At 57.4% G+C, this 23,692-nt stretch carries 19 protein-coding genes and 1 tRNA gene; 8 read left to right on the forward strand and 12 right to left on the reverse strand.

The genetic code is table 11. The annotated features are described in order from the left end of the window. Positions 1-442 precede the first annotated feature (442 nt). The 11 genes from F6R97_RS03535 to F6R97_RS03585 form a co-directional block, all read right to left on the reverse strand. On the reverse strand, positions 443-922 hold the full coding sequence (locus tag F6R97_RS03535; RefSeq protein ID WP_315866011.1) for a Mov34/MPN/PAD-1 family protein: 480 nt from the start codon (positions 920-922) through the stop codon (positions 443-445). Next, positions 910-2,541, reverse strand: a complete 1,632-nt coding sequence (locus tag F6R97_RS03540; RefSeq protein ID WP_315866012.1) for a ThiF family adenylyltransferase — start codon at positions 2,539-2,541, stop codon at positions 910-912. The genes F6R97_RS03535 and F6R97_RS03540 overlap by 13 nt, the downstream gene beginning before the upstream one ends. 6 nt (positions 2,542-2,547) lie before the next feature. Further along, positions 2,548-3,726 (reverse strand): CBASS cGAMP synthase, encoded by a 1,179-nt coding sequence (locus F6R97_RS03545; RefSeq protein WP_315866013.1) that lies wholly within the window; start codon positions 3,724-3,726, stop codon positions 2,548-2,550. 512 nt (positions 3,727-4,238) lie between these two features. Further along, positions 4,239-4,889, reverse strand: coding sequence for a hypothetical protein (locus F6R97_RS03550; RefSeq protein ID WP_315866014.1), 651 nt, complete (start codon positions 4,887-4,889; stop codon positions 4,239-4,241). Positions 4,890-5,119: 230 nt separating this feature from the next. Then, positions 5,120-6,961, reverse strand: coding sequence for a tyrosine-type recombinase/integrase (locus tag F6R97_RS03555; RefSeq protein WP_315866015.1), 1,842 nt, complete (start codon positions 6,959-6,961; stop codon positions 5,120-5,122). Positions 6,962-7,183: 222 nt separating this feature from the next. Then, positions 7,184-7,259 (reverse strand) — tRNA-Gly (locus tag F6R97_RS03560). Between the two features lie 62 nt (positions 7,260-7,321). After that, positions 7,322-7,882 carry a CDP-diacylglycerol--glycerol-3-phosphate 3-phosphatidyltransferase gene (gene pgsA / locus F6R97_RS03565; RefSeq protein WP_007896267.1) on the reverse strand — a complete coding sequence of 187 codons (561 nt, stop codon included), beginning with the start codon at positions 7,880-7,882 and terminating at the stop codon, positions 7,322-7,324. 33 nt (positions 7,883-7,915) lie between these two features. Continuing rightward, positions 7,916-9,739: an excinuclease ABC subunit UvrC gene (gene uvrC / locus F6R97_RS03570; protein ID WP_038982984.1), complete on the reverse strand. Its 1,824-nt coding sequence runs from the start codon at positions 9,737-9,739 to the stop codon at positions 7,916-7,918. 2 nt (positions 9,740-9,741) lie between these two features. Further along, entirely contained in the window at positions 9,742-10,383 is a 642-nt protein-coding gene (gene uvrY, locus F6R97_RS03575) for a UvrY/SirA/GacA family response regulator transcription factor (protein ID WP_008015884.1), read from the reverse strand. Positions 10,384-10,510: 127 nt separating this feature from the next. Beyond that, positions 10,511-10,954, reverse strand: coding sequence for a GNAT family N-acetyltransferase (locus tag F6R97_RS03580; RefSeq protein WP_038982983.1), 444 nt, complete (start codon positions 10,952-10,954; stop codon positions 10,511-10,513). Next, positions 10,955-11,713 carry a carbon-nitrogen hydrolase family protein gene (locus F6R97_RS03585; protein ID WP_315866016.1) on the reverse strand — a complete coding sequence of 253 codons (759 nt, stop codon included), beginning with the start codon at positions 11,711-11,713 and terminating at the stop codon, positions 10,955-10,957. Between the two features lie 641 nt (positions 11,714-12,354). Here F6R97_RS03585 and F6R97_RS03590 point away from each other — a divergent pair. After that, positions 12,355-13,443, forward strand: a complete 1,089-nt coding sequence (locus F6R97_RS03590) for a 3-deoxy-7-phosphoheptulonate synthase (protein ID WP_315866017.1) — start codon at positions 12,355-12,357, stop codon at positions 13,441-13,443. Positions 13,444-13,503: 60 nt separating this feature from the next. Here the strand turns inward: F6R97_RS03590 and F6R97_RS03595 are convergent, their stop codons facing one another. Continuing rightward, positions 13,504-14,556 carry a hypothetical protein gene (locus F6R97_RS03595; RefSeq protein WP_048392763.1) on the reverse strand — a complete coding sequence of 351 codons (1,053 nt, stop codon included), beginning with the start codon at positions 14,554-14,556 and terminating at the stop codon, positions 13,504-13,506. A gap of 337 nt (positions 14,557-14,893) precedes the next feature. On the opposite strand from F6R97_RS03595, the gene F6R97_RS03600 reads away from it, so the two are divergent. From F6R97_RS03600 to F6R97_RS03630, 7 genes are all read left to right on the forward strand, one after another. After that, positions 14,894-15,775 carry an esterase/lipase family protein gene (locus F6R97_RS03600; RefSeq protein ID WP_048392761.1) on the forward strand — a complete coding sequence of 294 codons (882 nt, stop codon included), beginning with the start codon at positions 14,894-14,896 and terminating at the stop codon, positions 15,773-15,775. Positions 15,776-15,881: 106 nt separating this feature from the next. Beyond that, positions 15,882-16,163, forward strand: coding sequence for a peptidylprolyl isomerase (locus F6R97_RS03605; RefSeq protein WP_007898306.1), 282 nt, complete (start codon positions 15,882-15,884; stop codon positions 16,161-16,163). A gap of 135 nt (positions 16,164-16,298) precedes the next feature. Then, positions 16,299-18,167, forward strand: coding sequence for an extracellular solute-binding protein (locus F6R97_RS03610; RefSeq protein ID WP_315866018.1), 1,869 nt, complete (start codon positions 16,299-16,301; stop codon positions 18,165-18,167). After that, a complete protein-coding gene (locus F6R97_RS03615) occupies positions 18,167-19,228 on the forward strand; it encodes a microcin C ABC transporter permease YejB (protein WP_038982977.1) in 1,062 nt (353 codons plus the stop codon). The genes F6R97_RS03610 and F6R97_RS03615 overlap by 1 nt, the downstream gene beginning before the upstream one ends. After that, complete coding sequence (locus F6R97_RS03620) at positions 19,228-20,250, forward strand: ABC transporter permease (RefSeq protein WP_038982976.1); 1,023 nt, start codon at positions 19,228-19,230, stop codon at positions 20,248-20,250. Before F6R97_RS03615 ends, F6R97_RS03620 begins: the two co-directional genes overlap by 1 nt. Positions 20,251-20,276: 26 nt before the next feature. Then, positions 20,277-21,851, forward strand: a complete 1,575-nt coding sequence (locus F6R97_RS03625) for an ABC transporter ATP-binding protein (protein WP_315866019.1) — start codon at positions 20,277-20,279, stop codon at positions 21,849-21,851. 167 nt (positions 21,852-22,018) lie between these two features. Next, complete coding sequence (locus F6R97_RS03630) at positions 22,019-23,434, forward strand: sigma-54 interaction domain-containing protein (protein WP_315866020.1); 1,416 nt, start codon at positions 22,019-22,021, stop codon at positions 23,432-23,434. Positions 23,435-23,692 lie beyond the last annotated feature (258 nt).

The raw sequence follows: 23,692 nt of genomic DNA on the forward strand, positions 1-23,692 counted from the left end.
CCAGATCAGTATGGCCTTACGAAATAATCACCTACTTAGGCGATCTGCATGATACTCACTGCTCGGCAGCATTACGTACCCTAGGTCAATCTATGTGTGTGGAGCTACTCAAACGGAAACCTGAGACTCTACGACAAACACAAGGACAAACAATTCTCCGTGGTTCCTGTGAATGTGCTTCTTGGAAGAATTAAGCGTCCCGCCAAGGTGCCTTGCTGATCCCAAACCTTATACTGGTCACTATGCGGACGAAACTCACTTCAAGCCGATTTCGAGCGCGTCAATGCCTGTATCGCGGGTAGCCGACGCGACATGAGGTAAGCAGAGATGTAAGCTGCACTACCCACAGACGTGGATATTCCACGAGTACACTGCCTCTCGAGTATGCAGCACCACTACAAACATGGACTCATCAGACGATCGGGTCGCCTCAGGTACACAGTTACTGACCATTGAAGGGGTACAAACGGTGCCTCACTCCATCCGACTGCATGTACTCCACACGTAAGTCCTGCCGCCCAACAATCGCCGCCAACATGGGCCTCCCATCTCGCCGAACAGCCGCAAGCTTCCGCCACTCGCTGAGATCTAAGCCAGATGGCGTCGGATGGTCTTCAGGGTGCGTGTGCCACTCCCCGACATACCTTACCAGCCCGTTGCTATCTCGCCACCGGCGTTCGGCGATACCTTGATGACCATCAAGCAAGCGCTCGAAAAAGTACTTCAGCCGACGATCCTTTGGCATGGGTATCGTGGCCTCTAATATCTCCAGATGGATACCACGAACATGACCAAGAAGGATGCCGCCCGCCTCTGCGTCATTCTCGCCTTGGATGTATCGCTCGAATACTTCGATCACCTGCGGAGCGAAATACACAACCCCTTCACTGAGCGGATCTGTCCACGTGTTTATGAACCGCATGCGGGACATCCGGGTCGGGGTAAGATAGTGACATCCCCTGTAGCAGGATCACGCGTACGGCTGATGACTCGAGTGGATAAGGAGCCCCACAACGTTGCTCCTACCCAAGCCAAAGCAGCATCCAGACCTAATGCTGCTGCCTGAACAGACACCGATGCAGGGTAAGCCACGTACTGTCCCTCACAGCCTCCTCCAGCGAGGACCGGACGCACACCACCGACTACTGAAAGAAATCGCTGCTCGATTTCGTAATCGCATAAGCAGCGGTAACATCCCTCAGACCGATGCTGCTTGAGAAGCGCCCGTACTGCCTCACCAGCACCTTCAATCCAGACATGAAGGAGCGGAGTCTGCCACTCGCCATTCGACAGACTACCATTCGCTTGTTGACCAGCTAGCCAGTTCCCGAGCCCCTGCTCACCGGTCGCATCAATGATCAGGTCAAATCCTGTAAGGTTGACCGAAAAGGCGTCCTCGGGAAGCGCTATGAGATTTGCTGAGGGCATACCGATCTTCAGTTCTGCGATTAAACCTTGTGCCTTGTTCAGTTCTAACCGATTGGCGCCGAGTCGGTGACGTCCAATATTCCCAGGAGCAAGCTTCTGATTGTCGATCAGTTGCAACTCACCTCCGCCCGTGCCGGCACCTGCCTTAACCAGCAAGTCCGCAAGGTAGCCACCAATAGTTCCGCAGCCAACCATCGCTATCCTCTTGCCTGCAAGAGTTGTCTGGCCGGGAATGTTGCGTCCTACAATATATCGATCGTCCATCCTGACCACCTGCATCAACTCAATAGGCGCTTCAAAGATCGGAGTGCCCTGATCCACCTTGGATGTGCGTTTGTACTTCTGAAGGTCCGTCACGAGGAACCCGTACTGCATCGTAGGCGCGTCAATCACAACGACGACGCCTTGCTTTCCAGCACGGTAGGTCTTGACGATTCGAGCCAGGATCTTTCGGCGACATGGAGGATCCAGTTTCGACTGCCAGTCTAGAAGCTCACCGACAGTCTTTGGCGGCCAGGCACCAATTAAAGGCCGAGGAGGAACCTTCGTCGTAATTTTCGCTGTAAGGCCAAGGAACACTTCGACGCGACCTGCTCGGTGAGCAAATTTTGACTCCGCGCGTGCCAGATCATCGGTGAAAACGAGCCCCTCCCTTTTACCCAGGCTCAATGCAGAAACCTCGCCAGATTCAGGCCTCTCGATATCGGTGTAGCAGTAGTCACCACGCCAGAACGCGAAGAACTCCTCCTCCAGATCATCCACCCGCTCCTTGGCCATGATCTGGTCAAGAACGACTGCCGCACGCTTCAGGGCAGCGATCGTTTGGCTGATCGGCCTGTATATGTCGAACACGACTGTCCCCTCCGCCACATAGCAAAGAATGCCATCCGGCCCAACATGCGGCGCAAAGGGAAGCAGGAGCTCTGGAAACGGTTGTCGGAGAATGATCGTCGGGAATGAACGAAACTCACGATCAATTAATACGTCGCACAGCACCAAACCAAACCGCGTTTCTAGCGAGCCCTCCACTGCCAGGTAGCCCGAAATGCTTTGGGATTCCTTGCGTCGAAATCCCAAAGGTTTAATGGATTGAAGAAGCAGAGGGATTACCATTGGCCATCAACCCGACTTCGAACGCTCCAGTATTTCCAGCTCGCCTGGCTCCGGTTCGACAGCCGCCATCGCGGCGGGTAGCGCGGCTACTGGCTTGTCATCAATCAGATCCGGCCGGTTCGGAAAGCGATCACCCAACATATCTCGCATCCAGCCACAAGCTGACACCTTTGCCTCGGAGCTTGCGTTGATCGCAGCCCCAAGGTAACTCTCGAACATTTCAAACTTCTTCACCGTGTCTTGGAGTTCATCCTGAGACAGCCCGGCAGTAAGGTAAACTTCAGAGTCAATCGGGCTCAAAACACCGTCTCGCAGGGCCTTTGGGATACCCTTCACTACGTTAAGCAGCGCCTCGTCATCACGCTTATTCTCAAATTCGAAGAGTGGGCAGGCGGCCGCCATCAGCAGAATCGAACTAGGTCCTTTCTCATCCCAATGTTGATCACGAAATCCCTTGATGTAACGAATCACCCGACGCAACTGTTCTCCCTTGTCCTGGACCTCCAATTCGAACCACTCTTTCATTGCCAGAGGGTCGGACTTGATCCAGCCACGGTCACACGCGAGCAAAATCTTGTCAGACGGGAGCTTCTTCCAGCTCTGTGTGGTGGCGGCGGCATTGATACCGTCCATGACTGGAATGCCACGCGCTTCCATACCGGCTTTCAAGAGCATGTACTGCACATCAGGAATCGCATAGAGCGGCAGGTCGATATGTGCGTAAGTCGAAATCACCACCCGCATACAGTTGGGTTTACGCTCCAGCGACCAACCGTTGTCATTGCACAATGGCTTCAACACCTCGTGCACCGCATCGAAGAAATCATCAATCGCTAGGTGAGGCTTCTCCTCCTCCTTCATGATGCTCAGCGGTAAATAAACCCCGTCGTCAACGTCAGACTGTTGCGGCGGAGTCTGGCACGGGCGATTCAGCGTTTTGTACGCCCAGGAACCTTGGATATAGAACTTCGGTTCACATGTGTCACCTTCGTAACCTTGGTCCCGCAGAGCTTGGGGTAGGCCATCACGTAGGGCTTGGCGAATGTCCTTCCGCGCCGCGTCTATCTTCTGCTTCTCGTCGGTCGTGAGATCCAAAGACTTCAGATACGTCGGGTGATCAGCGACCGCTCCGTCGCCATTGGGAAGGTCTTTGGTGGTGTAAAGCAAGGGGCTCAGGTTGGGCATGAAACATCTCCAGTCGATGGCTAGTGAGCACCGTGCCTGTCTTCATGCTAACCCTCGCGGTGGGAACCCTCCCCAACAACCAACCTCTTCCGTGCTGCCACAAATCGGCAATAGATTCGTAGCCAAATAGCGCGCAACTGTAGCGAAGCGGACACAAGCTGGATCCAATACTGACAGACACCTACATATTGTGCAATACATGGACGAATACAGATAGAAGACACTACATATTGTGCTATCGCTACTCAACAGCTGGACTAGCAGTGGCAGGGACCCTGGACCCACTGCGGTGGCGACAACACCCTAGCCAGGAAGCTTCAGGCGATGTATCAAAGGCGCCCGGGAATCTCCCCACACTTCGCGAATAGAATCTGCCCTGCTTAGAAGGAAGCTCCAGCAGAACTCGCTTCTTCTTGGAAATTGGCTCAAATAGTGGCAGGAAGGGAGGGATACCACATTTTATGATCGGCCCAACCTGAGCTAGCCAGCGAATGGCCGAGGCAGCAAGTGAATTACTTCAATCGCTCAAAGAAAATCATACCCGCTGTGTTTAAGCCCTTGTTCCAGTTCCGATTCGTCCAATACTCCCCATCAAGAGTTACCCCACCATCACCGTCATGAACCTCCAATCGCGCCGAACCGAGATGGCAGCCGCTATCCGTTACTTCCGGATTTCGGGTGACGTTAAGGTATGAATAGTTGAGTTCAATGGTTCCGTGCTCTGGATCGCGCCGTACCCCCACAATCGTGGTGCTCGACTTTGAGTATTTATCATCAGACTGAAACTTCATCCGTATGCCGAACAAGCGGGATGTAATGGTGACCTTGCCTTGCTTTTCAAAAAGCGCGTCGCCAGTTGGTTGGCCCGATAGCTGCCTGACCACGTTCCAGTTCGACCGGATGGTTACCAGCCAGTCTCCATCAATAGGTGGGAAAAAATTCCGAAGAAAGGGCAGCTTGCAGATCCAGGGGAACATAGGTGTCTGACCCACGCCAAGCAGGACAATCGTTGAAACGCCTACCGCCACCTTGGCTACTGACCAAAAAGCTGAAAAGCCACTGAACACTTCAGGCAGGCGCCAGAAGCTCAGCCCCCCGAAAACGATGAAACACAATAGAGCGAAGTAACCAAGACACTTTTGAATACCAAGCACCTGATACATGAAAACACCTCTACGACTAGCCAGCAGTCACAGTACACCGTTATGCATAACTGGCGCACACTCCACGGGAGTCATGGGGCTTTTTTGTACGGCAGCGACCTTCCGGTCGGGAAGGCCGCAAGCGTCCTGCTAAGTGACAGCGTCCGAACGCTCATGGCCGGTTCTGGTTTTGACTGCGTTGCTATATACAAGCACAGTCCTATCCGTTGTCACCGCTCGAAGACAGCACCTCAGCTTGGGCCCAGGGCGCTGCAAACTATTCGTGCAGTCACGTCGAAATTCTCCAGTGTGAGCACATCGATTGGCGAACGCCCCTTCAATCGCTCATGAGGCTCACAGACCGTACGATAAAGTCTCCAAGCATCGACATCCGGAAATCGCGCTAACGCAGCAAGTACCAACTTGTGCCGCAGTGGATCAAGCTGCCAATCGGGAAGGCGCTGACCTCGATTCCCCAGGCTAAGGGACAGCAGGCGCCGAGCCTTGATATCGCGGTTGATCTGATCTCGGGATTTGCCTGCCAGCTTGGCGAAGACAAGCAGCGGCAGATTACTCGAAGCTTCATAGGTGGCGAGCATCTCGGCGCGCTGACGTTGTATGTCTGATACTTGGGGTTCGCGCAGCTGTTCAGTCTGCGCTGGAGCAGGTAGGACAGGTGAATACTGAGCCGCGTTAAGGACCGGTTCGTTGCTGACGGACATTTTGGAGGCTGGAACCGTCGTCGCTGGGAAACCCCCGCTGTACAGAACGGCGTTTGCGTTCGCGCTTTCCAACGAAGGTAACGAAGCTGCACCTTCTAAACGAATAGTAAGCGGAGAGCTAGCCGCTTTCAGCTGGCCTTGCCCCCAAAGATCCAGACGGTTCGCCCAATCCTGCATCATGGTCCGGCGCTGCTCCACGTATTCCGCGTGATTGTAGGCCGCACTCACCTTGTCCGGATCGGCATGAGAAAGCTGAGCATCCACCCAAACCTTCGGGTATCCGATCTCGTTCAACGCCGTCGAGATCGTCGCCCTCATCCCATGCCCGGTGAGTTGATCGGCGTACCCCATCCGACGCAACGCGCCATTCAGCGTGTTCTCGCTGATGCGTTTGCTCAGGTTGCTTCGATGCGCAAACAAGTAGCGCTGCGCGGGAACAACCTGGTCCAGCAAGTGACGCACAATCTCCAGCGCCTGAACCGATAGCGGGACAATGTAGGGCGGTACATTTTGAATCTGCTTACCTGGCTTGCGCATCGCTAGCTGGAGTTGTTTCACCAGTTCCGCCGGTATGACCCACAAGCGCTTCTCCAGATCGAACTGGTCGGGTGTTGCCAACCGCAATTCGCCCGTCCGGACACCGGTCAGCAACAACAACCGAAGGCCAAGCCGAGTTTGATTGGCGCCACCGTAGTTTCGAAGAGCAGCCATCAATGCCGGAAGCTCGTCCATTCGGAGAAATGGATTGTGCGTAACAGGCGGCTTGGGGAGTGCGACCACATCAAGGTCTGAAGCCGGGTTATGTTCCAGCCCCTCGATTTTCACCAGCGCATAGCGGAACAATTGGTTGAACCAGGTCCGGCATTTTTCGGCTGTCGTTAAGGCCTTGCGCTGCTCGATCCTGCTCAGTAAATCCAGCAGATCGTGACGATTGATATCATAAATGGACCTCCCACCCAGTACGGGCAGGACGTCTTTATTGAAGATTCTCAAGATCTGCGAGAGCGTGCTCTGGCGCCCTTCCTTCAGGCTTAGCCTTCGGAACTCCACCCACTGATTGAACACCGCCTCGAAGGTGTGCTCCTTCGCAGCATGAACAGCAAGTCGCTGTTGTTTACGATGCTCGTAGGGGTTGATGCCCTGGGCAACCAAGGTACGGGCTTCATCACGACGGGTACGGGCTTCTTTAAGCCCAATTTGGGGGTAACTACCGAGGGACATGCGCTTCTGCTTGCCTGCCCAGTAGTAGCGGAAGAGCCAGACTTTTCCGCCTCTGGCCGTCACATTGAGTGTGAGACCATCACTGTCACCGAGGGTGTAGTCGTTACCAGTGATTCGGGCATGCCGAACTGTCATTTCTGAGAGTGCCATCGCGAGCTCCTGAACAGAGTCAGGGCCAGATGCTCATCTCGCTACACAATCTGCTCCAGCATTTAACCGATTCAGTGCTTGTCAGAATCCTGGACTCAATTCTGGACTTAAACGCACCGGATAGTGCTGGATTTCAGTGGTGCCCGCTGGAACGAAAAAAGGGCCTAAAGGCCCTGATTTCAATCGCTTACAGAATTCACTGGAACTCTGTAGCGCAATATTTGGAGCGGGAAACGAGACTCGAACTCGCGACCCCGACCTTGGCAAGGTCGTGCTCTACCAACTGAGCTATTCCCGCGTCTTGGTGAGGCGCATTCTATAGAATCCAGATGCCCCGTCAACCCCTTGATTCAAAAAAGTTTATTTCTTTTCCACGTCCGTCTTCAGATGCGGCCAGGCGGCCCGCAAGTATTGGACCATGGACCATAACGTCAGACCAGCAGACACCAGCAGCAAGGCGTACCCCATCAGGACCCAGAAGCTGAAACTCGACGGATTGGCCAGCAGGATCACCAGCGCCAGCATTTGCGCGGCGGTTTTCCATTTGCCCAGGTTCGACACCGCTACATGGGCGCGGGCACCGAGTTCGGCCATCCACTCGCGCAGTGCCGAGACGACAATTTCGCGACCGATGATAACGGCGGCCGGCAGCGTGAGCCACAGGTTGCCATGCTCTTGCACCAGCAGAACCAGGGCAACGGCGACCATCAGCTTGTCCGCAACAGGATCGAGGAAGGCCCCGAACGGTGTGCTTTGTTCCAGACGTCGGGCCAGATACCCGTCGAGCCAGTCGGTCGCGGCGGCAAAGGCAAAGACCGAAGCGGACGCCAAATAGCTCCAGTGGTAAGGCAAGTAAAACAGCAAAATGAAGATCGGGATGAGCAGGACGCGTAGAACGGTAATCAGATTAGGGATATTCATCGGCACAACTGGCTACGAGGTGAGTTGGGCATTCTACTCGCTGTGCAGATTTGCATAAATCAACTCTGCGAGCTTTTTGCTGATTCCGGGTGCTTTGGCGATCTCTTCGATGCTGGCACGAGACAGCTCCTGCAATCCACCAAAATGTTTCAACAAATCGCGTCGACGTGTCGGTCCGACACCGGCAACGCCCTCAAGCGTAGACGTACGGCGAGTTTTTCCACGACGTGCGCGGTGCCCGGTAATGGCGAAACGGTGGGCTTCGTCGCGTATCTGCTGGATCAAATGCAGCGCGGGGGAATCGCCGCGCAAGGTGAATTCATGGGCGGCGTCGTTGAGGTACAGGGTTTCAAAACCGGCCTTGCGCGTCGCGCCCTTGGCAACGCCCAGCAAAATCAGGTCGGGCACCGCCAGTTCGTTAAGCACGTCACGGGCCATGGACAGCTGACCTTTACCGCCGTCGACCAGCAGGATGTCCGGTAACTTGCCCTCCCCCTCCTTCAATTTGCTGAAGCGTCGGGTCAGGGCCTGGTGCATCGCGGCATAGTCATCGCCTGGCGTAACGCCTTCAATGTTGTAGCGGCGGTAGTCGGATTTGATCGGACCTTCCGGACCGAACACCACGCAGGACGCCACGGTGGCTTCGCCGCTGGAATGGCTGATGTCGTAACACTCGAGACGTTGCGGCGGCTCGTCCAGTTTCAGCACTTCGGCCAGGGCATCGAAACGTGCCGCAACGTGTTGCCGGTTAGCCAGACGTGCGCCCAGCGCTTGCTCGGCATTGGTGACCGCCAATTGCTGCCAGCGGGCTCGGGTGCCGCGCACTCGATGGCTGATGGTCAATTCGCGACCGCGCAGCTCTTCGATGGCTGCGATCAGGGTCGGAAAGTCTTCGTGAACCACATTGACGATCAGCTCGCTCGGCAAGTCGCGCTCGGGACTGCTGATGAAATATTGGCCGAGGAACGCGGCCATGACTTCGGAAACGTCCTCCTCGATACCCACCTGCGGAAAGAAGTTCTTGCTCCCCAACACCCGGCCACCGCGCACGCTGATCAAGTGCACGCAGGCACCACCTGGGTTGACGAACGCCGCAATCACATCGACATCGCCCGTCCCGCCTTCCATGCTCTGTTGGTCCTGGACCCGACGCAGCAAAGAGATCTGGTCACGCAGCTCGGCGGCGCGCTCGAACTCGAGGTTGACCGCCGCTTCCTCCATGGCCGCAGACAACTCGTCCGCCAGGGCGTTGCTGCGCCCTTCAAGAAACATCACCGAGTGGCGTACATCTTCGGCGTACACCTCGGGCTCCACCAGCCCCACACACGGCGCCTTGCAGCGCTTGATCTGGTATTGCAGACAAGGTCGGGCACGGTTCTTGTAGAAGCTGTCTTCACACTGACGAACAAAAAAAGCCTTCTGCAGCAGACTCAGGCTTTCGCGAATCGCACCGGCGCTGGGATAAGGGCCGAAATATTTGCCCTTGGCCTTTTTCGCCCCCCGATGAATGCTCAAGCGTGGGAACTGGCCATCCGAGAGAAAGACGTAAGGGTAGGATTTGTCGTCGCGCAGCAGGATGTTGTAAGGCGGACGCCATTCCTTGATCAGCGTCTGCTCAAGCAGCAAGGCTTCGGTTTCATTGGCCGTGATGGTGGTTTCGACCTGGGCGATACGGCCCACCAGCGCGGCGGTCTTGGGGGCAAGACCGGCTTTGCGGAAATAGCTCGCCAAGCGCTTCTTGAGATTTTTGGCTTTGCCGACATAAAGCAGCCGCGCATCGCTGTCGAACATGCGATAGACGCCCGGCCGCCCACTGACCGTCGACAGAAAAGCACTTGGATCGAAGATTTCAGTCATTTTCAGAGGCTGGCATCAACCATGCCGTGACGAACCGCCAACAGCGTCAACTCGACATCGCTGCTGATCGAAAGCTTCTCGAAAATACGGTAACGGTAGGTATTCACTGTTTTTGGCGACAGGCACAGTTTGTCGGAAATGATCTGCACCTTCTGACAGCCGACAATCATCAACGCAATCTGGATCTCCCGCTCCGACAACGCGTCGAAGGGCGAATCATTGGTTGGCTGGAACGACTTGATCGCCAATTGCTGGGCAATCTGCGGGCTGATGTAACGTTGCCCGGCAAACACCAGGCGAATGGCCTGGACCATTTCCGGTAATCCGGCGCCCTTGGTCAGGTAACCCGCAGCCCCTGCCTGTAACAGCCGGGTAGGAAACGGATCTTCTTCGCACACGGTGACCGCGACGACTTTGATGTCCGGATGACTGCGCAATAATTTGCGCGTGGCTTCAAGACCGCCGATCCCGGGCATCTTGACGTCCATCAGCACCACATCGGGTTTCAACTCACGCGCTTTAAGCAGGGATTCCTCCCCTGACTCAGCCTGGCCGACTACTTGCAGGCCATCGATGTCAGCCAGCATTCGTGTAATGCCTGTACGAACGAGATCATGGTCATCGACTACTAGCACCCTAATCAAGCAGACACCTCGCGATTTGGTCTTATTGGGTTGTCGGACACCTTAGCAAAAAGCAACTGGCAGACCTAGCGGCAAGCAGCATATAAAAAGTGTCAATTCTTCTTGCGAGGCTTGCCGCCAGTGTGTTTCAGCGATGCAGTTCATTGATATCACGCTGCATTCTCAGGAAACACTGGTCTTGACCGACCACCTTGAGACCCTTTCTCTCGTAAAGCATTTTTGCCGGATTATTTTCAAAGACGGTCAGACGCAATGCCGGGCGTCGTTCCTTGCACGCCATGGCGAATACCTGATCGATCGTCCAGGAACCGGCGCCCTGCCCCCGGTACGCCTCAAGTAAATGCAATTCGCGGATATACAAGGCTCTGGCGTCACGGCTCAGACTGACATACCCCATCAATGTGTCATCACGCACAATCAGCCAGTTTTCGCGTCCCTCCCAGGCGACATCAAAGGCCTCGTCCAGCCACAACAGCTCATGTTGGATGTAGTACCGAAGCATATTTCGACAAGTCAGGTCACGAGCGAAGTCCAGATCCCGAGACGTTGCCGGACGCAATTCGAAACCCATTCAAGCCTCCGCCACAGCGACGATTTGCCCTTTCCAGCCATCAGCATTGCGACGTGCAACGACCATAAGGTTCCCCGTACCCGGCGCCGCCACAATCAACATCCCGTCCGCCGCCCAGATTGCACTGCGCCCTGCCGACTCCCAGCCACCCGTTGCGCCACCATGGTTGGCCATCAGTACCGTCATCGAGTGGGTACAAGCATAGCCCTGCAATAGTGCGGTATCTGGAGCGTAGCCGTTTTCTGTGATCAACACGCCCGCGGCATAAAGGTCAGTGCCCTGCAGTGCCGCGGCTGCCGCGTGGCTGGCATGAGAAAAATCGGCGCATACCGCTAGCGCGACGGTGTCGCTACTGATCTTTAATGTCGAACCGCCCGCTCCCGGGGCAAATGCCACTTCCTCGCCCGGGTGCAGATGCTGCTTGCTGTAAACACCAAGCGAACCGTCGGCACCCAATACCAGCGCACCGATCAATACCGGCGAATCGTCCGACAGACGAATCGGCATCCCAACGACACTGGTCACACCGACTTCCCGCGCAAAATCGCGCAACGGTTGCAACACATCGGCGCCTGGCGCTATGGCCAGCTCCGCCGCCAGGCCGCGTTCGTACCCGGTCAGCGACAGTTCCGGAAACACCAGCAATTGCACGCCCTGCTCCGCAGCAACCTGCATGAAGCGCTGATGCCAGGCCATATTGGCGGCAAGATCACCGGCGATGGAGATCGATTGAGCGGCGGCAATGGTCAGTGTCGTCATGGTTCGTCCTTGTGACGTTGTGGTAGTTGGGCGCAGCGCAAAGTGTGTCACAACCCCCGACGTACTCAAGCGATAGAAAAGCCCATGATCATCGATAGCATTTTCTGATTGAATCCGCGTACCGGCCTCTAGTAAGCTCGGTGCATTCATCGGAGACAGACCATGCTCAACGCCCTCTCACCGCTTCGTACCGCCAGCGCCCCGCGCTCGGTTGCGGCTGCCCGGGCGAATGACGTTTGTGCTTCGGTCAGCTTTTATTTTGGGTATTGGTTTAGCCACTGGCGCGCCTGATACCCACACGGCGCCCACTTTAAACGGGTCGCCACCAGAGAATTCTCAACCCCCGGTCGGCTCCCCGACCGGGGGTTTTGTTTTTTCAGCTCCCTGCATTTAGCTGCATACATTTTTAGCGTCAACCAGACAATTTGAGGATTCACGACATGAACTACGCCACTTATTACCGTTACGACAGTTTTACCGCCTGGCGATTTACCAGCCTCCGCTCGGGACAGCCTGCCGCCTCCGATCGGTCACCCACAGGTGGCAAGCACACACACGCAGCCAATCCGGCCAATTGTCGAACACCCCAGTAGGGCCGAGCGCGCGGGAACGAACCCGCCGCCAGCCCAGGAAGCCCGAATATGAACTCGTCCGTCTCTGCTCTGCCGCTGTCCACCCTGAGCCCTGCCAATGAAGCGCTGACCTTGCGCCTGCCCAGCTCATTGCAACTCAAACAGCAATTACCCCTCAGCAATGCCCTGACCCGGCAAGTCGCCGACCACCGTCAGGCGGTTCGCGCGATCCTCAACGGTGAAGACTCCCGTCTGCTGGTCATCGTCGGCCCCTGCTCGATTCACGATCCCCGTTCAGCCCTCGAATACGCCGCCAACCTGGCCCGGCTGGCCGCCGAAGTCAGCGATGAAATGCTGCTGGTGATGCGCGCCTACGTCGAAAAACCCCGCACCACGATCGGCTGGAAAGGCCTGGCCTACGACCCGCATCTGGATGGCAGCGATGACATGGCGGGCGGTTTGACGCTGTCCCGCGAATTGATGCGCGAAATGCTCCAACTGGGCTTACCCGTTGCCACCGAACTGCTGCAACCGATGGCCGCCGGCTACTTCGACGACTTGCTGAGCTGGGTCGCGGTTGGCGCCCGTACCACCGAATCACAGATCCACCGGGAAATGGCCAGCGGCCTGAGCATGCCGGTAGGGTTCAAGAACGGTACCGATGGCGGTGTGACTGTCGCCAGCGACGCCATGCGCTCGGCCGCCCACCCGCATCGCCATTTCGGCGTCGATAGCCAAGGGCACCCTGCAATCATTCAGACATCGGGCAACCCCGACACCCACCTGGTACTGCGTGGCGGCCATCGCGGGCCGAACTACGACCGCGACAGCATCGCCCAAGTGCACAGCGATTTGACCAGACTGAAGATCCCGGCACGGATCATGGTCGACTGCAGCCACGCTAACAGCGGAAAAGATCCATTACGCCAGCCAGCCGTGTTCAACGACGTGCTCGAACAGCGCCTGCAAGGTGATCGTTCGCTGGTCGGCATGATGATTGAGAGCCATCTGTTCGAAGGCTGCCAACCGTTGAGCCCGTCGTTGCGTTACGGGGTGTCGGTAACGGACGGCTGCCTTGGCTGGACCGGAACGGAACAGTTGTTGCTGCAGGCAGCCGAGCGACTTCGTACGCAGCGCCTTACTCAACAGCCAAAGTGACCCATCCCCGCCTTCCGGTTTTCAATCGAAAACCGGAAGGCGATCGACGTTAAAACCGGTTTACGAGTGCACTTGCACCAACGTGACTTCGGACTGCTGGCTCACATCGTCGAGACGCTCGACCGAATAAGATACTCGGATCGTCAAGTCCTGATGCTCGCGCCAAAACCTGTAGGGAACGATAAATACCAGCGGTTGACCGGCCATTTCCCTGGAGACTTCACGATCATCGCGGTGATTGAAATGCTCACCGTCACATTTCAGATAAACCAGTTCTCCCTCTTCGGCCTGAGCGTTGTCGATAACGACGGTGACACCATCGATCGCATCTTGCACATCCAGCCAACCTTCGTCGGCTTCCAGCACGGTAGGTGGCAGAAGCGGTTCTCGCTCCAACGGGCCGATCAACAGTTGTGCAGGCTCCGAGAAACGTGACGCTTGCCCCTTCTGCTCGACACAGTAGCCGATCGTAACGGCTGCCCCGAGATTGAGCGCAATACAGTCGGGATTTACCCAGAACGACAACTCGCCGCCCACTGCAAAGGACTCGATTCTCAATGTGTCATTGAAGCTCGCTTGTGGCGTAACACTTGCCCAGGACAGCAAGACCCGATCTCCAGCCGCCATCCGGGCATACGGTCTGATCGTTACGCGTGCACCCTGGGCGACTCGGTCCGGATCGAGTGTGCCGCCCACTGCATCGTTCACAATCACAGGCAGCAAATCTGACCGGGCATCACCGACGCTCAGGTATAAACGCCCGGACTCCACAGGTTCACAAAGGCGCGCAGTGTAGAGAGCGTAATAAACCTCGAGTGACCCGCCGTCCAATGCGGCGATATGTGTGGCCGATACACAAAAGACAATCGCCCTGCCCACCTGAGCTTCGCTGACAAAACGCGATACCTCATGCCGATACGCAACACCCTCGGAATCGATACCTGACCAGAACATGACCAGTTTGTCTCCGCAGGCCATGTCCGGGTAAGGAGAGACAGTAATAATGGCCTTATTGTCAGATGGATCGAGGATGGCGTTATACGCCTGATCCAACTGTGGTGCCGCCATGCATTGCTCTACAACATTCAAGATATCTGCTTTACAAGTAGTCATTCAACGCTCCAGTCCTTGGAATAAATGCCGCCTTGAGGTCGGCATCGAACGAAGCCTATTGAAACCCGCGGTGCTGATTCGCGCTGCCGGACAATTGCGTCGGCTTGCACGGTAAAAGGACGTTTCAGCGGTAGGTCATTGCGAGGAAGCTCGCAGTCATCGTTAAAAAGATGTCCGGATATTCCGACCAAGACCTCATGCTCATTCGAGTTTTCGTACAATTTCTATTCCGTTTTCATCAGGTTACAGCGGCTTTTTCATACATCGCCGAGCGGGTGGTGTGCTTTAGAGTGCGCCCTTGAGCACACACCTGACCTACTGCGAAAAAGGAATGTACATGCTACGGAATGCAACCACTCAGTATCCGATCCTGCTGGCCCACGGGCTCTTCGGCTTCGATCGCATCGGCAACCTGGAACTGTTCCATGACGTCAAACTGGCCCTGAGAAGTGCCGGCGCGAGGGTTTTCATCCCACACCTGTCAGCCACCCACAGTAATGAAACCCGCGGCGAACAACTGTTGGCGCAGATCGACCGGGTATTGCAAGGAACCGGTGCAAGCAAAGTCAACCTGATCGGTCACAGTCAGGGCGCACTGGCTGCACGGTATGCGGGGGCGCTGGCGCCAGAGGCGGTCGCTTCGGTGACATCGGTCAGCGGGCCGAACCATGGCTCGGAACTGGCCGACTTCCTGCGCAAGGCACTGACGCCCGGGCGCCTGCCGGAGCATGTTGCCGGAGCGGTGGCCACTCTGTTCGCCGATTTCCTGTCGCTGCTCAGTGGCAACCGGCACCTGCCGCAGAACGCCATCGCCGCACTCAATGCACTGACCACCGAAGGCGTTGGCGCATTCAATGACAAGTACCCTCAAGGGTTACCGAAAATCTGGGGCGGCAAGGGTCGCGAATTGGTGAACGGCGTGCGTTACTACTCTTGGAGCGGCACCCTGCAAGGAAGCATTCTCAATGAGGGGCTCCATGCACTCAATCCGCTGCACGGGTTCCTCCGCGCCTTCTCTCACTATTTCACCACCGAAGCCGAGCAGAATGACGGCATGGTCGGCCGATTCAGCACCCACTTGGGTAAAGTGATCCGTTCGGACTATCCGCTGGATCATCTGGACAGCCTCGGCCAGACAACCGGTCAGGTCCGCAAGGGCATCGACCCGATCGCTCTGTACGTACAGCACGCCGAACGCTTGAGAAATGCCGGCCTTTAAGCAGTGCCACAATGTCACGCGATAAAGACGGAACTTTGAGAGAGAAATAGCCCACTGAATCCGGTAGGCTCCGCACTTTATTGAACATTGAATGGAGTATTTTCCCATGGCCAAAGCCACTGCCCGTCACATCCTGGTTTCCAGCGAAGAAAAGTGCAACGAACTCAAAGCCCAGATCGAGGCCGGTGCCGACTTCGCCGAAGTCGCTAAAGCCAACTCCAGCTGCCCGTCCAGCCGCCAGGGCGGTGACTTGGGTTCGTTCGGTCCAGGCCAGATGGTCAAGGAATTCGACACCGTAGTCTTCAGCGCACCGATCAACGTGGTGCAAGGCCCGGTCAAGACCCAGTTCGGTTACCACCTGCTGGAAGTGACCAGCCGTCAGGACTGATCAACGCTTGAGTTTGCTACACAACGGCCCGCCTTTTGGTGGGCCGTTGTGTTTTCGTTACGTGATACGGCTGGCGAGGGACGCGCCGCTAGCGTACAAATTGTGGTTATCGACCACCCGGCTCTAAGGCTGACAATGCGACTGGCTTTCCCCACTTTATTGTTCACTGCCGTGGCCCTGTTGTTGGGCGCCGCCGGTGTGAACGCTGCACCGCAACATGCGTTGACCGTGTACGGTGAGCCGGCGAAGTATCCCGCGGGCTTCAGCCATTTCGCCTACACCAACCCGCAAGCGCCCAAGGGCGGCACGATGCGTCGTTCGGCGATGGAAATCGGTCATTTCGACCATATGCTGCCGTACATCGACAAGGGCACGGGTGTCACGCAGATCGACGGCTTGATCTACTCACCCCTGGCCCAGCGCTCGCTGGACGAGCCCTATACCGTTTACGGCCTGGTCGCCCAACAGATGGAGCGCTCCGACGACGGACTGTCGCTGCGTTTCTACCTGAATCCGAAGGCCCGTTTCGCCGACGGCAAGCCGATCACCGCCGAAGACGTTCGCTATACCTTCGACCTGCTGATGACCCAGGGCAGCCTGCGCTATCGCACGCAATTCGCCGACGTCAAAGGCGTCGAAGTAGAGTCGCCACTCACCGTTCGGTTCGACTTCAAGAGCAACGAAAACCGCACCCTGCCCCTCGACATCGCCACTTTGCCGGTATTTCCCGAGCACTGGTGGAAAACCCGCGACTTTGCCAGCGGCGGTGGTTACGAGCCACCGCTGGGCAGCGGGCCGTACCGCGTGAACAAGGTCGACTCCGGGCGTAGCATCACCTTCGAGCGTAACGCCGACTGGTGGGGCAAGGATTTACCGGTCAGCCGCGGCCTCTACAATTTCGATCATTTCAGCATCGAGTATTTCGGCGATACCGACGTTGCCCGTCAGGTCCTGCGTGGCGGCGCCTACGATTACAACCGCGAATTCTCCGCCACCGCCTATTCCATCGGCTACGAAAGCCCGGCCCTGAGCGACGGTCGCCTGCAAAAAGCCCACCTGGCCAAAGAGGCACCGCAAACGGCTCAGGGCTTTGTGTTCAACCTGCAAAACCCGATATTCCAGGACCGCCGCGTGCGTCAGGCCCTGGCCATGCTCTGGGATTTCGAGTGGAGCAATCGGCAGATGATGCGCGAACTCTACATCCGCCAGCAGAGCTACTTTTCCAATACCGACCTCGCCGCACGACAACTGCCTGACACAGGTGAACGGGCGATTCTCGAACCGCTGCGCGGGCAGATTCCCGACGAGGTCTTTACGCAGGTCTTCGAAGCACCGAAAACCGATGGCAGCGGCGTGATCCGCGATAAACAGTTGCAGGCCCTGAAACTGCTCGAACAGGCCGGCTGGAAACCCGATGGCGATCAACTGGTCAATGCCCAGGGTCAACCGCTGAGCTTCACCTTCCTGATCAGCCAGAACGGTATGGATCGATTGCTGCTGCCTTATAAGCGCACCTTGAAACAAATCGGCATCGACCTGAATATTCGCCGCATCGACGCCTCCCAGTACGTAAACCGCCTGATGTCCCGGGACTACGACATGATCGTCACCGGCTACCCGGTCACCACGTCGCCGGGCAACGAGTTGTACAATTATTTTGGCTCGGCGGCGGCCAACGATCCCGGTTCCAACAACTACATGGTGCTGAAGAATCCGGCGGTCGATACGCTGGTCAACGGCCTGGTTCGCGCCACCACCAAGGCTGACATGCTGCGCTACGCACATGCCCTGGACCGTGTCCTGCAATGGAACTTCTATTGGATTCCCAATTATTACCCGCCAGGCAGCTCGACTGTGTGGTGGAACCGCTTCGGCATTCCCTCTGTACAGGCGAGCAATGACGAAGCCATCGAGAGTTGGTGGGAAGTGAGTTCCACTCCCTTGACCAACCAACAGATGACTGCCGAGCTCATCAAACGCGGCAAGCCCGGAGGACCGCACTGATGTGGGCTTACGTACTGCGGCGCTTGCTGCTGATCATTCCGACACTGGTGATCATTCTTCTGGTCAATTTCGTTATCGTCCAGGCCGCGCCGGGTGGCCCGGTGGAACAGGCCATCGCGCGCCTGCAAGGCATCGGCGGCGCAAATGTCGGCGGCGGTTCCAGCGAAGCCGTGCTGGGCAGCTCGCGTGCCAGTCGCGGGCTCGATCCGCAGCTGATCAAAGAGATCGAAAAGCAATACGGCTTCGATAAACCGGCGCCGGAACGCCTGTGGCTGATGCTCAAGAGCTACGCCCGCCTCGACTTCGGCAAGAGCTTTTTCCGCGGTGCCACCGTCACCGACCTGATTCTGGAAAAAATGCCAGTGACCATTTCTCTCGGGCTCTGGGCCACGCTGATCACTTATCTGGTGTCGATCCCTCTGGGCATCCGCAAGGCTGTGCACCATGGCAGCCATTTCGATATCTGGAGCAGCACCGCGATCATCATCGGTTATGCGATGCCGGCGTTCCTGTTCGCGATGTTCCTGATCGTGGTCTTCGCCGGCGGTACTTCGTTGAACTGGTTCCCGGTGCGCGGCCTGGTCTCGGACAATTTCGAGTCACTGTCGACCTTGGGCAAAATCACCGATTACTTCTGGCACCTGGTGCTGCCGGTGACGGCGCTGGTGGTCGGCGGTTTCGCCACCCTGACTATCCTCACCAAGAACTCCTTCCTCAATGAAATCACTCGCCAATACGTGGTTACTGCGCGAGCCAAGGGCTTGAGCGAACGCCGGGTGCTTTACGGCCATGTGTTTCGCAATGCCATGCTGCTGGTGGTGTCGGGGATTCCTCAGGCTTTCATCAGCGTCTTCTTCGCCGGCTCGCTGCTGATCGAAGTGATTTTTTCCCTCGACGGCCTGGGCCGCATGAGTTACGAAGCCGCGGTATCACGGGACTATCCGGTAGTCTTCGGTTCGCTGTTCATCTTCACCTTGTTCGGCCTGCTGATAAAACTCATCGGCGACCTTTGCTACACCCTGGTCGACCCACGCATCGACTTCGCCGCGAGGAACGCCTGATGTTCAAGCTCTCGCCGCTGGGCCGTCGCCGTTTCGAGCGTTTCAAGAAAAACCGCCGGGGCTGGTGGTCGCTGTGGTTATTTATCGGCCTGTTCCTGCTGACCCTGGGCGGCGAGCTGATCGCCAACGACAAACCGCTGATGGTCAGTTATCAGGGCTCGCTGTATTTCCCGGCATTCAAACGCCACACCGAACAGGAATTTGGCGGGCAACTGCCCTTTCAAGCCGACTACCGCAGCGAATACGTGCAAAAGCTGATTCACAAGGACGGCGGCTGGATGCTGTTTCCGCCGATCCCGTTCAGCGACGACACGCCCAATTACGACCTCAACCAACCGGCGCCGAGTCCACCGTCGAAGGTCAACTGGCTGGGCACCGACGATCAGGCCCGGGACGTGTTGGCCCGGGTGATTTTCGGCGCGCGGGTGTCGATCCTGTTCGCGCTGGCGCTGACCTTCATCAGCGCGTTGATCGGCATCGCCGCCGGTGCGCTGCAAGGCTATTACGGCGGCTGGGTCGACCTGCTCGGTCAGCGCTTGCTGGAAGTCTGGTCGGGGCTGCCGGTGCTGTACCTGTTGATCATTCTGTCGGGGTTCGTCGAGCCTAATTTCTGGTGGCTGCTGGGAATCATGGCGCTGTTTTCCTGGCTGGCCCTGGTGGACGTGGTGCGCGCCGAGTTCCTGCGCGGACGCAACCTGGAATACGTCAAGGCCGCCCGTGCACTGGGGCTGACCGATCGCAAGGTAATCGTGCGGCACATTCTGCCCAACGCCATGAACGCCACCCTGAGTTATCTGCCGTTCATTTTGACCGGCGCGATTTCCACCCTCACGGCGCTAGATTTTCTCGGCTTCGGTATGCCCGCTGGCAGTGCTTCCCTGGGCGAATTGATCGGTCAAGGCAAGCAGAACCTGCAGGCACCGTGGCTGGGTCTCACAGCGTTTTTCACCCTGGCGCTGATTCTTTCTTTACTGGTGTTCATTGGCGAGGCATTACGTGATGCCTTTGACCCTAGATCTTGATCACGATCATGAAGCGGACCGTTGATATGAGTGACAACCTGATCGAAATCCGTGACCTCTCCGTGGCCTTCAGCGGCCAGACCGTGGTGCGCAACCTGTGCCTGGACATCCGCCCCGGCGAGTGCCTGGCGTTGGTCGGCGAGTCGGGTTGCGGCAAATCGGTGACCGCCCACTCGATCCTGCAACTGCTGCCCGAGACCGGCACTGAAACCACTGGTAGCATTCGCTATCGCGGCCAGGAATTGATCGGCGCTGACATCAAGACTTTGCGCGAGCTGCGCGGCAACCGGATCGCGATGATTTTTCAGGAGCCGATGAGCTCCCTCAATCCTCTGCACAACATCGAAAAACAAATTGGCGAAACCCTGTTGCTGCATAAAGGACTGGGCGGCAAAGCGGCGCAAGCGCGGATTCTCGAGTTGCTGCAACTGGTGGGCATCCAGAAGCCCGAAGAGCGGCTCAAGGCCTATCCCCATCAACTGTCCGGCGGCCAGCGGCAACGGGTGATGATCGCCATGGCCCTGGCCTGCGAGCCGGAATTGCTGATCGCCGATGAGCCGACTACCGCGCTGGATGTGACGGTACAGCGCAAGATCCTGCTGCTGCTCAAATCCCTGCAACGGCGGCTCGGCATGTCGCTGCTGCTGATCAGTCACGACCTCAATCTGGTGCGTAGCATTGCTCAGCGAGTGTGTGTAATGCACGCCGGGGAAATCGTCGAGCAGGCACCCTGCGAAACACTGTTCACCGAGCCGAAACATCCTTACAGCTGTGTGCTGCTGAACGCCGAACCGGAAGGCGAAGCCCTGCCCCGGGACGAGCGCGAAAAAGTGCTGGAAGTGGATAATTTGCAGGTGCAGTTCGCCCTCGGTGGCGGCCTGTTTCAGCGAAAAACTTACCTGCGCGCGGTGAATGGCATCAGCCTGAACGTCCAGCGCGGCAAGACGTTGGGCATCGTCGGCGAGTCCGGTTCGGGCAAGTCCACGCTGGGTCAGGCGATCCTGCGCTTGCTCGACTCGCAGGGCAGCATTCGCTTTCAGGGTGAGGCGCTGGATGGCTTGACGCAAAAGCAGCTGCGACCGTGGCGCAAGAAAATGCAGGTGGTGTTCCAGGACCCCTTCGGCAGTCTCAGCCCGCGAATGTCAGTGGCGCAGATCATCAGTGAAGGTCTTGAGGTGCACAGCCAATCCACCCCGGATGAATGCGAAGCCCAGGTGATCCGGGTGCTTGAAGAAGTCGGCCTCGACCCGCAAAGCCGTGATCGCTACCCGCACGAATTCTCCGGCGGCCAACGCCAGCGCATCGCCATTGCCCGCGCACTGGTGCTGAAACCGGCGCTGATCCTGCTCGACGAACCGACCTCGGCGCTGGATCGCACGGTGCAAAAACAAGTGGTCGCCCTGCTCCGCCAACTTCAGGAGAAACATGGCCTGACCTACCTGTTCATCAGTCACGACCTGGCGGTGGTGCGCGCCCTGGCCCACGACATGATCGTGATCAAGGACGGCAAAGTGGTGGAAAGCGGCGCCAGTCACGACGTGTTCGACTCGCCGCAGCATCCGTATACCAAAGAGCTGTTGGCGGCGGCGCATCCGGGGTGAGCATAATCCCGTGTACGCCGATGAACCGCGTCGCGGCCATCGCGGGCAAGCCCGGCTCCCACAGGTTTTATGTCGTGCCCAAATTCAGCGGCAACCCCAAATCCTGTGGGAGCGGGCTTGCCCGCGATTGGGCCAGCACAGGCAATACTTAATCAGGATCAGCCCCCATGAACACCACCGAAAGCCTCAAGGACTACCAGCGCGTTCGCACCCTGGCGATCCGTTCGCTGTTCGAAATCATCGAGCAATCGAGCGAAGGCACGGTGATTGTCGACCGCGATGCGAACATCGTCTGGATGAATGAGCGTTATGCCCGGCGTTTCGGTCTGGAGTCGGCCGCAGGTGCGATCGGCAGGGCCTGTGAAAGCGTGATCCCCGGCAGCCTGTTACGCGAGGTGGTGCGCACCGGACGGCCGATCCTGCTGGACATGCAAGACACCCCCAAGGAACCGCTGGTGGTGATGCGCCTGCCGATTCACGACGATGCCGGCGCGGTGATTGGCGCCATCGGTTTTGCCCTGTTCGACGAGTTGCGCAGCCTGTCGCCGATGCTCAAGCGCTACCTGAGCATGCAGGAAGAACTGGCCTCGACCCGCTCGCTGCTGCGGGCGCGGCAGACCAAGTACAACTTCGCCCATTTCATCGGCACCAGCGCCGCCAGCCTGGAAGTCAAACGCCGCGCCCGGCGCAGCGCCAGTGCCGAGTCACCGGTGTTGTTGCTCGGCGAAACCGGCACCGGCAAGGAGCTGCTGGCCCAGGCGATCCACGGCGCTTCGCCTCGGGCGCATAAAGCTTTCGTCAGTATCAACAGCGCGGCGATTCCCGAGTCACTGCTGGAAGCCGAGTTCTTTGGCACCGCCCCCGGCGCATTCACCGGCGCCGATCGCAAGGGCCGCACCGGCAAGTTGCAAATCGCTCAGGGCGGCACGCTGTTTCTCGATGAAATCGGCGATATGCCGCTGCCACTGCAAAGCAAGTTGCTACGAGTGTTGCAGGAAAAGGAGTTCGAGCCGGTGGGCTCCAATGAAGTGATCCAGAGCGATGTGCGGGTGATCGCGGCCACTTCCACCGATCTGGAAGCGGCGATCAAACGCGGCGAGTTTCGCGCCGATTTGTATTACCGCCTCAACGTGCTGCCGATTCAGGTCCCGCCCCTGCGTGATCGCCTCGACGACCTGCCGGCCCTCAGCGAAGCGATCCTCGAGGAGCTGCGCAGTCAGCACGAACTGAACCCCGAAGCTTTGGATTTGTTGGGTCAACACGCCTGGCCGGGGAACATCCGCGAACTGCGCAACGTGCTGGAGCGCGCGGCGTTGCTCAGTGATGATTTGATGCTGAACGCAGCGGATATCCGCGCGGCGATTGGCAGTTTTACCCCGGTGCAGCGTGTGGCGCCCCTAGCCATCGAGCCGGTTGCCCATGAAACCTTCAGTGAGGCTCGCGAACGGTTTGATCGGCAATTGATTGAATCCGCCCTCGCGCAATGCGGGGGGAAGGTTATCGACGCGGCGGCTCGGTTGGGGCTGGGGCGGTCGACGTTGTACAAGAAGATGGTGGCGTTGGGGATTGCCGAGTCTACATAAAGAGACATTGGTCTCCATTGGTAGATATATTTTCAAGATCAAAAGATCGCAGCCTTCGGCAGCTCCTACAGTGAATTTCCGCGTTCCCCTGTAGGAGCTGCCGAAGGCTGCGATCTTTTTGGGCGCTGCACGTCTCAAAATAGAGACCGCAGTCTTCCAAGCGCTCAAAAAAATCATAATAAAATCTTATATTTCAATAACTTAATCTTATGGCACGAAACTCGCTATAGCCCTCCCCACAAAGCCTCACCCTACAAA

Source organism: Pseudomonas sp. JV414, from assembly GCF_032424305.1.
GTDB classification, from domain to species: Bacteria; Pseudomonadota; Gammaproteobacteria; order Pseudomonadales; family Pseudomonadaceae; genus Aquipseudomonas; species Aquipseudomonas lini.